Genomic DNA, 13,280 nt, shown 5'->3' with positions numbered 1-13,280 from the left:
GCCTCTACCTACTCAAATGTGCGCCCCTTCGCACGCCCGTGCACCCTCGTGGGCGAGAATGGCCCGGTGACCTCAGTGACCGATACGCCTCTTCCCGCCGTGACCCGGCTGATCGCCACCGACCTCGACGGCACCCTGCTGCGCGACGACAAGACGCTGTCCGCGCGCACCGTCGCGGCCCTCACGGCGGCCGAGGAGGCCGGCATCGAGGTCTTCTTCGTCACCGGCAGGCCGGCCCGCTGGATGGACGTCGTACGGAACCACGTCCAGAGCCACGGCACCGCGATCTGCGCCAACGGCGCCGTGGTCACCGATCTGCGGACGGACGGCGACCTCCTCGCCGTACGGGCGCTGGAGCGCGACGCCGCGCTCCACGTCGTGCGCACCCTGCGCGAGGCGGCCCCCGGCACCTCCTTCGCCGTCGAGATGACCACCGGCATCAACTACGAACCGGCCTACCCGCCGTTCCACCTGGACCCGGGGGCCTCGGTCGCCGTCGCCGAGAAGCTGCTGCACGAGGACGCCCCGGGTGCCGGCGCGCCCGTGCTCAAGCTGCTGGCCCACCACACCGAGCTGGCGCCCGACGCGTTCCTCGACCTGGCCCGTACGACGGCCGGCGACCGGGCCTCCATCACCCGCTCCAGCCCCTCCGCGCTGCTGGAGGTCAGCGGGCTCGGCGTCTCCAAGGCCACGACCCTGGCCGCCTGTTGTGCCGAGCGCGGTATCTCGTCCGCCGAGGTGGTCGCCTTCGGTGACATGCCCAACGACATCGAGATGCTCAGCTGGGCCGGCGCCTCCTTCGCCATGGGCAACGCCCACCCGGACACGCTGGCCGCCGCCACGGGCCGGACCGCCACCAACGAGGAGGACGGGGTGGCCCTCGTCATCGAGCGGATCCTCGCCGCCCGCGCGGAGGGCCGCACCGAGGCCCGCTGAAACCTTTCGGCACAACGGGGAGGCGACCGCTCACAGCGGCGCCTCCCACACCACCGTCGTACCGCCGCCGCCCTCCCCGATGCCCGGCTCGATCCGGCTCGCCCCGCCCAGGGGCTCCGCCCGGCGGGCCAGATTGCGCAGTCCGCTGCGGCGGCCGCCCTCCGGGATGCCCACCCCGTCGTCGGCGACCGAGAGCCGTACCGCGGCCCGCCCGTCCGGCAGCGTCACCGTCGCATCGACGACCACATCGATCAGCGACGCCTCCGCGTGCCGGAACGCGTTGGAGAGGGCCTCGCGCAACGCGGCGACGAGGTTCTTGCCGGTCAGCTCGCCGACGAGCGAGTCGACCGGGCCCAGGAAGCGGTGCGACGGCTTGAAGCCGAGCGGGACGGCCGCCATGTTGATCTCCCGCAGGACGCGGGTACGCAGCCCCGAGGGGGCTTCGGCCGGCTCCTGCTGGAGCGCGAAGATCGCCGTACGGATCTCCTGGATCGTCACGTCCAGCTCGTCGACCGCCCGGCCGACACCGGTCCGCACCTCGGGCACCACCGATCTGCGCTGGGCGCTCTCCAGCATCATCCCCGTGGCGAACAGCCGCTGGATGACCAGGTCGTGGAGGTCGCGGGCGATCCGGTCGCGGTCCTCGTACACCGCGAGCCGCTCCCGGTCCCGCTGCGCCTCGGCCATCATCAGCGCGAGCGCCGCCTGGGAGGCGAACTGCGCGGCGAGCGTCCGCTCGGCCTCCGTGAACGGACGCGCGCCCCGGGTGCGGGGAGTGGCCAGGGCGCCGAGCACCCGGCCGCCGCTCTGGAGCGGCAGCAGCATGCTGGGGCCGAACCGGTCGGCCAGTCGCGTCACCATCCGGCCGTCGGAGGCCGAGTCGTCGATGAACACCGCCTCACCCGCGAGGAGTTTCGTCACCACCGCGCTCCGGCCCGGGATGATCACCCCGAGCGAGGACGAGGGATCCTCGGACGACACGGCGACGATCTCCAGACCGCCCTCCTCGGCGGGCAGCAGCACGATCCCGGCGGCGGCGTCCGCGAGCCGGCGGGCCTGTTCGGCGACCACGGACAGGGCCTCGTCGGCGTCCCCGCCCGACAGGAGCGCCGTCGTGACCGCCACCGAACCGTCGATCCAGTGCTCCCGCTGCCGCGCCGCCTCGTACAGCCGGGCGTTGCCGATGGCGATCCCGGCCTCCGTGGCGAGCACCCGGACCATGTGGAGGTCGTAGTCGCTGAACTCCGCGCCTCCGTGCTTCTCGGTGAGGTAGAGGTTGCCGAAGATCTCCCCCTGGACCCGGATGGGCACCCCGAGGAAGGACCGCATCCGGGGGTGCCCCGGCGGAAAGCCCGCGGAGCGCGGGTCGGTGGACAGGTCGGCCAGCCGGACCGGTGCGGGGTCGTGGATCAGCGCGCCCAGAAGGCCCCGGTGGCCGTCGGGCCGCCGCCCGATCTCCTCGGCCACGTCCTGCGGAACGCCGTGGGTGACGAAGTCCGAAAGGCCCTCGCCCAGCTCGTCGACGACGCCGATGGCCGCGTACCGGGCGTGGGCCAGCTCGGCTGCCGTCTCGCAGATCCGGTCCAGGGTGGAGTGCAGTTCCAGCCCGGCACCGACGGATCGCATCGCCTCCAGGAGCTGCGGCACCCGCGCGGTCAGCTCGGTGGACAGCCCCTGGAGGCTGCGGGTGGCCCGGGTGGCGGCGTCGAGGGAGTCCTTCGGGTCGGGCTCTGCCATGGCCCGAGCCTAGTAAGTGCCACTACGGGGCGAAAGTCGGGAATCTGCGTTATGCCGGTCAGGGCGGTGGCCGTCCGACTCCCCGCCCGCGTCCCGCACCGCCCTACACCCCCGCCCCGACCGTCTCCCGTTCGCGCTCCAGCATGCTGCGCAGCGGCCCGTTCCCGGCGGCGAGTTCGGCGTACGGTCCGCGCTGCACGACCCGGCCCGCGTCCAGCACCAGGACCTCGTCGACCGCCTCCAGGCCGGTCAGCCGGTGGGTGATCAGGACCGTCGCGCGCCCCCGGGTCGCGGCCAGCAGATCGGCGGTGAGGGCGTCGGCGGTCGGCAGGTCGAGGTGTTCGGCGGGCTCGTCCAGGACGAGCACGGGGAAGTCGGCGAGCAGCGCGCGGGCCAGGGCGAGGCGCTGGCGCTGACCGCCGGAGAGCCGGGCTCCGTGCTCGCCGACGGCCGTGTCGATGCCCTCCGGCAGGGCCCGCACCCAGTCCAGCAGCCGGGCCCGGGAGAGCGCGTCGCGCAGGTCGGCGTCGGTCGCCCCGGGCCGGGCCAGACGCAGGTTCTCGCGGATCGTGCTGTCGAAGACGTGGGCGTCCTGGGCGCACAGCCCGACCGAGCGCCGGACCGTGTCCGACTCCAGGGCGGACGCCTCGACGCCGCCGAGCCGGTACGTCCCCGACGAGGCGGCCAGGAAGCGCAGGAGGACCTGGGCGAGCGTCGTCTTGCCCGAGCCGGAAGGTCCCACGACCGCGATGCGCCGTCCGGGCGTCAGCGTCAGGTCGAGCGAGGCCAGCGCGTCGTGCCCGGCCCCCGGGTAGCGGGCGCTCAGCCCCCGTACCTCCAGCGGGAAGGGCGAGCCGGGCTCCTCGGCCGGGGCCCGGGGCTCCTGTACGGGTACGGGGGCGTCCAGCACCTCGAACACCCGCTCCGCGCTCCGGGCGACCCGCTGGCGGTACTGCACGGCGAGCGGCAGCCCGGCGACGGCCTCGAAGGCGGCGAGCGGGGTCAGCACCACCACGGCGAGCGCGACCCCGGAGAGCCGGCCCTCGTTGACGGCGGGGGCGCCCACGGCAGCGGCGGCCACCACGGTGAGCCCGCAGACCAGGGCGGAGAGACCGCCGCCCAGCGCCGTCGCGGCGGCCGCGCGTGAGGCGATCCGGGTCAGCAGGGTGTCGGCCGCGCGCAGCTGCTCCTGCCGGGCGGGCAGGGCGCCCGCGACGGTCAGTTCGGCGGTGGAGCCGAGCAGGTCGGTGACCCGGGTGGCCAGGGTGGCGCGAGCGGGCGCGAGCTGACGCTCCGTACGGCGGGCGCAGGCGCCGCTGACGAGCGGGATGCCGACCCCGGCGAGCAGCAGGCCGACCGCGAGGATCAGGCCCGCCTCGGGGAGCAGCCAGCCGGTGAACCCGGCGGCGGCGGTCCCCACCACGACGGCGGTGGAAGCCGGCAGCAGCCAGCGCAGCCAGTAGTCCTGGAGCGCGTCCACATCGGCTACCAGGCGGGACAGCAGGTCCCCGCGTCGGGTGGTGCGCAGTCCGGCGGGGGCGATGCGTTCGAGGCCCCGGTAGACGGCGACGCGCAGGCTCGCGAGGAGCTTCAGCACGGCGTCGTGCGAGACGAGCCGCTCGGCGTAGCGGAAGACGGCCCGCCCGATGCCGAAGGCGCGGGTCGCGGTGACCGCCATCATCAGATACATGACCGGAGGCTCTTCGGAGGCGCGGGAGATCAGCCAGCCGGAGACCGCCATGAGCCCCACGGCCGACCCGACCGCGAGGCTGCCCAGCAGCAGGGCCAGGGCCAGTTGTCCGCGACGCTCCCCGGCCGACGCGCGGACCCGGGCGAGCACCCGTCCCGGGCGGGTCCCGGCCGGTGCGGGGGAGCCGAGGGAGTCCACGGGGCGGGCGGTCGGCAGTTCGCCGCCGGCGAGAGGCTCCGGGACGGCGGGGCCCGGGGCCGCGAGGCCCGCGGCGGCCTCCCCGTACGGCTCCGCACGGGCGTCGGTGCGCGGCTCCAGCGCCACCACACGATCGGCGACCGCCAGCAGCGCCGGGCGGTGGACGACCAGCAGCACGGTCCGCCCGGCGGCCAGCCTCCGTACGGCCTCGACGATGTCCGCCTCGCTCTCGCCGTCCAGGCTCGCGGTCGGCTCGTCCAGCAGCAGGAGCGGCCGGTCGGCGAGGAACGCCCGGGCGAGGGCGATGCGCTGGCGCTGACCCGCCGAGAGCCCGGCGCCGTCCTCGCCGAGCGCGGTCAGCATCCCGTCCGGGAGCGCGGCGACGAAGTCGTACGCGCCCGCGTCCCGCAGCGCCGCGACGACCGCCTCGTCGTCGGCGTCGGGCCGGGCGAGGCGGACGTTCTCGGCAATCGTGCCCGCGAAGAGGTGCGGGCGCTGGGGGACCCAGGCGATACGGCTCCGCCAGCGTTCGGGGTCCAGGTCCGCGAGGTCCCGGCCCCCGACCCGTACCTGCCCCTCGTCGGGCCGGGCGAAGCCCAGGATCACGTTCAGCAGGGTGGACTTGCCGACGCCGCTCGGGCCGACCAGGGCGACGGTCTCCCCCGGCTCCACGGTGAGCGACGCGGCGTCCAACGACGGTTCGGCGCGGCCCTCGTGGCGTACGGTCACGTCCGCCAGCTCCAGCCGCACCGTGTCCGGGACGTCATCGGTGCCCGAAGCCCGGGGTTCGGTCTCCAGGACCGCGAAGATCTCCTCGGCGGCCGAGAGCCCCTCGGCCGCCGCGTGGTACTGCGCCCCGACCTGGCGGATCGGCAGATACGCCTCCGGGGCCAGGATCAGGACCACCAGGCCGGTGTAGAGGTCGAGTTCGCCGTGGACGAGCCGCATGCCGATGGTGACGGCGACGAGGGCCACCGACAGGGTCGCCAGCAGCTCCAGCGCGAAGGAGGAGAGGAAGGCGATCCGCAGGGTGCGCAGGGTGGCCCGGCGGTAGTCGGAGGTGATCGTGCGGATCGACTCGGCCTGGGCCTTGGCCCGCCCGAAGACCTTCAGGGTCGGCAGCCCGGCGACGACGTCCAGGAAGTGGCCGGAGAGCCGGGACAACAGCTGCCACTGACGGTCCATCCGGGACTGGGTGGCCCAGCCGATCAGGATCATGAACAGCGGGATGAGCGGCAGGGTGACGACGATGATCGCCGCCGAGACCCAGTCCTCCGTGAGGATCCGGGCCAGCACCGCCACCGGCACGACCACCGCGAGACCGAGCTGGGGGAGATAGCGGGCGAAGTAGTCGTCGAGCGCGTCGATCCCCCGGGTCGCCAGCGCGGTCAGCGAACCGGTGCGCTGGCCACTCAGCCAGTCGGGGCCCAGCCGCGTGGCCCGCTCCAGGAGCCGGCCGCGCAGTTCGGACTTGACGGCCGCGCTGGCGCGATGGGCGGCCAGCTCGGTGAGCCAGGCGACCAGGGCCCGGCCGAGCGCGACCGCCGCGAGCAGCAGAAGAGGGGTGCGCAGCTCGGTGACCGTGAGCCCGTCCTCGAAGCCGCCCACCACGATCTCGGCGATGAGCATCGCCTGGGCGATCACCAGCAGGGCGCCGACCAGGCCGAGAGCCACCACGGCCGCCAGGAAGAGGCGGGTGGCGCGTGCGTGGTGGAGCAGACGCGGATCGATCGGTTTCACGTGAAACATCCCCCCGGCGGGGTCGGTGAGCTCTGCGGGATCGGGAGCTGCCGCGAGCCTCGCGGGGCTCGCGGCAGCTCACTGGAGTCAGTGCGCGTCAGCGATGTGGTGGGTGCCGATGCGCTTGCGGAAGACCCAGTAGGTCCAGCTCTGGTAGAGCAGCACGACGGGCGTGGCGATACCCGCGCACCAGGTCATGATCTTGAGCGTGTACGGGCTGGACGAGGCGTTGGTGACCGTGAGGTTCCAGGCATCGTTCAGCGAGGACGGCATGACGTTCGGGAACAGCGTCAGGAAGAGCATCGCGACCGCGGCCGCGATGGTCACGCCCGAGAACGCGAACGACCAGCCCTCACGTCCCTTGGCGACGGCTCCGATCGCGGCCAGCAGCGACACCACCGCCACGATCAGGGCCCCCAGGCTCCAGCCGTCCCCGTTGTCGGCCTGGGTCCAGAGCAGGAAGCCCAGCGCGAGGAGCGCGGTGACGGGCCCCAGCTTCAGCGCCAGGGCGCGGGCCCTGACCCGGATGTCGCCCGCCGTCTTGAGGCCGGCGAACACCGCCCCGTGGAAGGTGAAGAGGGTGAGCGTGACGAGCCCGCCGAGGATCGCGTACGGGTTGAGGAGGTCCCAGAAGTTGCCGACGTACTCCATGTCGGCGTCGATCTTCACGCCCCGGACGATGTTCCCGAACGCCACGCCCCACAGCACGGCGGGGATCAGGGAGGTCCAGAAGATCGCGGTCTCCCAGTTCGTCTGCCACCGCTCCTCGGGCCGCTTGGCGCGGTACTCGAAGGCGACACCGCGCACGATCAGGCAGAACAGGATGATCAGCAGCGGCAGATAGAAGCCGGAGAAGAGGGTGGCGTACCACTCGGGGAAGGCGGCGAAGGTCGCGCCGCCCGCGCTGAGCAGCCAGACCTCGTTGCCGTCCCAGACGGGCCCGATCGTGTTGATCAGGACCCGCTTCTCCTTGCGGTCACGGGCCAGCAGTTTGGTGAGGACCCCGATACCGAAGTCGAACCCCTCCAGGAAGAAGTAGCCGGTCCAGAGGACGGCGATGAGCACGAACCAGACGTCGTGGAGTTCCATCTCTCAGCTCCTGTGCTCAGTACGAGAAGGCCATCGGCCGGTCGGCGTCGTCTTCGTCGTGGCCGCCGATCTTCGTGGGCGGGTTGAGGTCGTCCTCGGTGAGTTCCGGCGGCCCGGCCTTGATGTACTTCACGAGCAGCTTCACCTCGATCACGGCGAGCACCGCGTAGAGCAGCGTGAAGACGGTCATCGAGGTGATGACCTCGCCCTGCGAGACACCGGGGGACACCCCGGCACGCGTCTCCAGCACTCCGTAGACCACCCACGGCTGGCGGCCCATCTCGGTGAAGATCCAGCCCCAGGAGTTGGCGATCAGCGGGAAGAGCAGCGTCCAGAGCGCGACGAGCCAGTAGAGCTTGGTGAGCCTCGGGCTCAGCGCCTTGTTCCGGAACAGGACCAGATGCGGCACCTCGTCCTCACCGGTCCGCAGCGCCGGTGGCAGCAGGAACTTCTTCCGGGTCAGCCAGAGCCCCAGGAGGCCGAGGCCGAAGGAGGCCATCCCGAAGCCGATCATCCACCGGAAGCTCCAGAACGCGACCGGGATGTTGGGCCGGTAGTCGCCGGGCCCGTACTTCTCCTGCGACTCCTTGTTGATGTCGTTGATGCCCGGGACATAGGAGTTCGGGTCGTTGTTGGCGAGGAAGGACAGCACCCCGGGCAGCGAGATCTCCACGGAGTTGTGGCCCTCGCTGACGTCCCCGTACGCGAATATCGAGAAGGGCGCCCGCTCCTGGCCGTCCCACAGGGCCTCGGCGGCGGCCATCTTCATCGGCTGCTGCCGGAACATGACCTTGGCGAGGCTGTCGCCGCTGACGGCGGTGAGCAGTCCGGCGACCACGACGGTGATCAGCCCCAGCCGCAGCGAGGTCCGCATCACCGGGATGTGCTTCTTGCGCGCCAGGTGGAACGCGGCGATACCGACCATGAAGGCCCCGCCGACCAGGAACGCCGCCGTGATGGTGTGGAAGAACTGGGTGACCGCGGTGTCCTGGGTGAGCACCCGCCAGAAGTCGGTGAGCTCGGCGCGGCCGCGCTCCTCGTTGATCCGGTAGCCGACCGGGTGCTGCATCCAGGAGTTGGCGGCCAGGATGAAGTAGGCGGAGAGGATCGTGCCGATCGAGACCATCCACATGCAGGCCAGGTGGATCTTCTTCGGCAGCTTGTCCCAGCCGAAGATCCACAGACCGATGAAGGTGGACTCGAAGAAGAAGGCGATCAGCGCCTCGAAGGCGAGCGGAGCGCCGAAGATGTCGCCGACGAAGCGGGAGTAGTCGGACCAGTTCATGCCGAACTGGAACTCCTGGACGATGCCCGTGACGACGCCCATGGCGATGTTGATCAGGAACAGCTTGCCCCAGAACTTGGTCGCCCTGAGGTACTTCTCCTTCTCCGTCCGCACCCACGCGGTCTGCAGGCCGGCGGTGAGCGCGGCGAGCGAGATCGTCAGAGGGACGAAGAGGAAGTGGTAGACGGTGGTGATGCCGAACTGCCATCGCGCCAGGGTCTCCGGCGCCAGAGCTAGGTCCACGTCGTCAGTCTCCTTACATCGCCGTGGTCACACCGGCACTATGCCCCCTTGATTCCCCCGATTACGGGAGAAAGCAGGGCACGCTTGTGAACGCGTTCACATTCACAAGCAATTATGGCGCACACACTTTCGGAGCCTTCGCCGGGGGTACCCCTTTTCGGTTCCCGCACCGCGCCGCCGGGTCTCCGCCGCACGCAAAGGGCCCCGGACCTCGATCGACGAGGTCCGGGGCCCACGGCCAAAGCCCTACAGCTCCGCGCGGAACGCCTCCGCCGCCTTGAGGAACAGGTCGTTGCCCTCGGTCTCGCCGATCGTGACCCGTACGCCCTCGCCCGCGAACGGGCGGACGACCACACCGGCCCGCTCACAGGCCCCCGCGAAGTCGAGGGTCCGCTCGCCGAGCCGCAGCCAGACGAAGTTCGCGTGCGACTCCGGCACCGTCCAGCCCTGGCGCGCCAGTTCCGCGCTCACCCGGGCGCGCTCGCCGACCAGCGAACCGACCCGGCCCAGCAGCTCGTCCTCCGCGCGGAGCGAGGCCACCGCCGCGTCCTGGGCGAGCTGGCTCACGCCGAAGGGGACGGCGGTCTTGCGCAGCGCCGCGGCCACCGGCTCGTGCGCCACGGCGAACCCGACCCGCAGTCCGGCCAGGCCGTACGCCTTGGAGAAGGTCCGCAGCACGGCCACATTGGGCCGGTCACGGTAGATCTCGATGCCGTCGGGCACGTCGGCGTCGCGGATGAACTCCTTGTACGCCTCGTCCAGCACCACCAGCACATCGCTCGGCACCCGGTCGAGGAACCGTTCCAGCTCGGCTCGGCGCACCACTGTGCCGGTGGGGTTGTTCGGGTTGCAGACGAAGATCAGCCGGGTCCGGTCGGTGATCGCCTCCGCCATCGCGTCGAGGTCGTGCACATCCCCCTCGGTCAACGGCACCTTGACCGAGGTCGCACCGCTGACCTGGGTGATGATCGGGTACGCCTCGAAGGACCGCCAGGCGTAGATGACCTCGTCACCGGGGCCCGAGGTGGCCTGGAGCAGCTGCTGGGCCACCCCCACCGACCCCGTTCCGGTGGCGAGGTGCGAAAGCGGCACACCGAAACGCTCGGCCAGCTCGTTCATCAGGCCGGTGCACGCCATGTCCGGGTAGCGGTTGAAGTTCCCCGCGGCGGCGAGCGCCGACTCCAGGACACCCGGCAGCGGCGGATAGGGATTCTCGTTGGAGGACAGCTTGTACGCGACCGGTCCGCCGGCCGCCGCAGGCTTGCCCGGCACATAGGCGGGAACGCCGTCCAGCTCGGCGCGCAGCTTGGGGCTCGTCTCGCTCACCGCAGGTCCTCCTCGACCGTCCGTTCACAGCAATACTGCACACCCTATGAGGATTGGGCCCCGCTGCGAATGGCCCGGGCGGGAAATCGACCGCAGTGCCCGGGAATGGGACCTCCGCCGGGGCCGACCCGAGGGCTCCGCCAGGGGGAGCGCTTCCTGTTCCGGCGCGCGCCGGTGGCTCACGCCGTGGCGCGCGTCCCCCGAAGTGGTGAGTTGAGACCTCTTCGAGACATCGCGCATTCAGCAGGCTGCCACCCTTCCCTACCTGACACATGCATGCAGTAGCCTTCAACTGCCTTGCATTGGAAGAAATTTGATGGGTCGTGACCTTGCAGAAACGTGCCTGTCAACGTGCGCATATGCGACCGGACCGACCACCCCTCGGAGCCCTACTATCGGCTCGCCATGACAGCAGCAGGGAAGCACCAGGTGAGCCGGACGGAGACCCCCCGGCGCAGCGGCCGGCCGGGACGGGCGGGGATCCGTGACGTGGCCGCCGCGGCCGGAGTCTCGATCACGACCGTCTCCGACGCACTCAACGGCAAGGGCAGGCTCCCGGACGCCACCCGCCGCCATGTCCGCGAGGTCGCCGAGCGCCTGGGCTACCGCCCGTCCGCCGCGGCCCGAACCCTCCGTACGGGCAAGTCGGGGCTGATCGGCCTGACCGTGACCACGTACGGGAATGAACCTTTCACCTTCACCGAATTCGCGTACTTCGCGGAGATGGCGAGAGCCGCGACCTCCGCGGCGCTGGCCCGCGGCTACGCCCTCGTCATCCTCCCCGCCACCTCCCGGCACGACGTCTGGTCGAACGTCGCGCTCGACGGAACCGTCGTCATCGACCCCTCCGACCAGGACCCGGTCGTCACCGAACTCGTCCGCCAGGGACTGCCCGTCGTCTCCGACGGCCGCCCGGCCGGGACGCTCCCCGTCACCGCCTGGGTCGACAACGACCACCGGGCCGCCGTGCTCGACCTCCTCGACCATCTCGCCGCCGCCGGCGCCCGCCGCATCGGCCTGCTGACCGGCAACACCACCGACACGTACACCCGGCTCTCCACCACCGCCTACCTCCACTGGTGCGAGCGGGTCGGCCAGGATCCCGTCTACGAGTCCTACCCGGCCCACGACCCCTGCGCGGGGGCGGTCGCAGCCGACCGGCTGCTCGCCCGCCCGGACCGCCCCGACGCGGTCTACGGACTCTTCGACCCCAACGGGACCGACCTCCTCGCGGCGGCCCGCCGCTACGGGCTGCGCGTCCCCGAGGACCTGCTGCTCGTCTGCTGCAGCGAGTCGACCGTGTACGCGGCCACCGAGCCGCCCATCACGACGCTCTCGCTGAAGCCCCGCCGGATCGGCACGGCCGTCGTCCAGCTCCTCATCGACGCCATCGAAGGGGTCGAGCACGACGGTCCCGTGGAGCAGGTCATACCGACGGAGCTCATCGTCCGGACCTCCTCGCAACGCCGCCCACCGCGCACCACGGTCAGCGCGCCGCGCTCCCCCAGCGGGGATTGATCGTCTCTTTTCGGACCAATCGGCCGGTGAACCGTGCGTGCGCCCGGATTCACCACCCCTGGTGCGTCACACAGATCGATCCGCATTCCTATGATGGGCGCACGACACCGCGGACCACCTCTACCAGGCAGGGCCCGTCAGGTGTACGGCGGCGCGACGGTGGTGGAGGGGTCGATGACTCAGGGGGCCGGTCAGGAACCCGTGGTGCGGACGGCGACGTTGCGTGACTTCCGGGTTCCGCCGTACGCGCAGACACCCGTGCCACCGCAGGCTCAGGGGGCGCCCCCTTCCTCGGTGCCGCCGCATGCGCAGGATCCGCATCCCCCGGCACCGGGCGCACCCATGCCGCCCACCGCCGCGTCCGTCCCGCCGCACACCCCCGCACCGCCCCGCCCGCCGCACCCCGGAAACGCCGTCGTGGGCGACGAGCAGCCGGAGGGCTACACCCCTACCGAGCGGGACCTCCCGGTGATCCGCCGCGGCGACACGGTGCAGGTGCAGACGGTCGCCGAGCCTCGCCCCGCGTCCGACGACGGCCGCGGCCCGCTCTTCGTCGTCGGCGACGTCCACGGCTACCTGGACGAGCTGCTGGCAGCCCTCGGCGAACAGGGCCTCATCGACGCCGACGGCAACTGGGCCGCGGGCAACGCCCGGCTGTGGTTCCTCGGCGACTTCACCGACCGCGGCCCCGACGGCATCGGGGTCATCGACCTCGTCATGCGACTCTCGGCCGAGGCGGCGGCGGCCGGCGGCTACTGCAAGGCCCTGATGGGCAACCACGAACTGCTGCTGATCGGCGCCAAGCGGTTCGCCGACACCCCCGTCAACTCCGGGGCGGGCACCGCCACCTTCCAGGCGGCCTGGTTGCTCAACGGCGGGCAGAAGACCGACATGGAGCGCCTCCAGGACGTCCACCTCCAGTGGATGTCCCGGCTCGACGCGGTCGTCGAGGAGGACGGGCATCTGCTGATGCACTCCGACACGACGGCCTACCTCGACTACGGGTCCACCATCGAGGACGTCAACGACACGATCACAGCCATTCTCACGCGTAACGACGCCGACGAGTGCTGGGACCTTTTCCGCAAGCTCACCAAGCGGTTCGCCTTCCGCGACGAGGGCGGCTCCCAGGCGGTGCGCGAGCTGCTGACGACGTACGGCGGACAGCGCGTCGTCCATGGTCACAGCCCCATTCCGTACCTCCTGGGCGAGGTCGGAACGGAGGAGGGCGAGGACGGCGCGGGCCCCGTGATCAACGGTCCGCACGTGTACGCGGACGGCCTCGCCATCGCCATGGACGGCGGAGTGACCATGGCCGGAAAGCTGCTGGTGGTCCAACTCCCGCTGCATGACTGACCGTCGGCGGGGAAGGCGCTTCGGGTTCAGCCCGCGCCGACCTCGCCGATCGCAGGGCCCGTCACCGGGCCCAATTCTGGAAACACCCTGTCACCCTTTGCCGTGAGCGCTCTACCATCGGCCTATCAGTGGCAGGCTCTCCTCCGTTTCCGCCCGATCGCC

At 71.6% G+C, this 13,280-nt stretch carries 8 protein-coding genes; 3 read left to right on the top strand and 5 right to left on the bottom strand.

The annotated features are described in order from the left end of the window. Positions 1–66 precede the first annotated feature (66 nt). The gene (locus D3105_RS02270; protein WP_118899455.1) at positions 67–936 is read left to right on the top strand and encodes a Cof-type HAD-IIB family hydrolase; all 870 of its coding nucleotides are present in this window, start codon (positions 67–69) and stop codon (positions 934–936) included. 30 nt (positions 937–966) lie between these two features. On the opposite strand, the gene D3105_RS02265 is transcribed toward D3105_RS02270, so the two are convergent. From D3105_RS02265 to hisC, 5 genes are all read right to left on the bottom strand, one after another. Beyond that, on the bottom strand, positions 967–2,673 hold the full coding sequence (locus tag D3105_RS02265) for a GAF domain-containing sensor histidine kinase (protein WP_118899453.1): 1,707 nt from the start codon (positions 2,671–2,673) through the stop codon (positions 967–969). Positions 2,674–2,776: 103 nt separating this feature from the next. Further along, the gene (cydD, locus tag D3105_RS02260) at positions 2,777–6,301 is read right to left on the bottom strand and encodes a thiol reductant ABC exporter subunit CydD (RefSeq protein WP_118899451.1); all 3,525 of its coding nucleotides are present in this window, start codon (positions 6,299–6,301) and stop codon (positions 2,777–2,779) included. 87 nt (positions 6,302–6,388) lie between these two features. After that, a complete protein-coding gene (cydB, locus tag D3105_RS02255; protein WP_118899449.1) occupies positions 6,389–7,390 on the bottom strand; it encodes a cytochrome d ubiquinol oxidase subunit II in 1,002 nt (333 codons plus the stop codon). Positions 7,391–7,406: 16 nt separating this feature from the next. Beyond that, a complete protein-coding gene (locus D3105_RS02250; RefSeq protein WP_118899447.1) occupies positions 7,407–8,918 on the bottom strand; it encodes a cytochrome ubiquinol oxidase subunit I in 1,512 nt (503 codons plus the stop codon). Between the two features lie 246 nt (positions 8,919–9,164). After that, a complete protein-coding gene (hisC, locus tag D3105_RS02245) occupies positions 9,165–10,244 on the bottom strand; it encodes a histidinol-phosphate transaminase (RefSeq protein WP_118899445.1) in 1,080 nt (359 codons plus the stop codon). Positions 10,245–10,649: 405 nt separating this feature from the next. Here hisC and D3105_RS02240 point away from each other — a divergent pair, with 405 nt between their 5' ends. Together D3105_RS02240 and D3105_RS02235 are read left to right on the top strand one after the other, a co-directional pair. Then, a complete protein-coding gene (locus tag D3105_RS02240; RefSeq protein ID WP_006126041.1) occupies positions 10,650–11,762 on the top strand; it encodes a LacI family DNA-binding transcriptional regulator in 1,113 nt (370 codons plus the stop codon). Positions 11,763–11,921: 159 nt separating this feature from the next. Next, positions 11,922–13,118 carry a metallophosphoesterase gene (locus D3105_RS02235; protein WP_412080964.1) on the top strand — a complete coding sequence of 399 codons (1,197 nt, stop codon included), beginning with the start codon at positions 11,922–11,924 and terminating at the stop codon, positions 13,116–13,118. Positions 13,119–13,280: the final 162 nt, after the last annotated feature.

It is taken from the genome of Streptomyces globisporus (genome assembly GCF_003501885.1).
GTDB lineage: Bacteria > Actinomycetota > Actinomycetes > Streptomycetales > Streptomycetaceae > Streptomyces > Streptomyces globisporus_D.
This window is presented reverse-complemented; position numbering and strand designations above follow the sequence as displayed.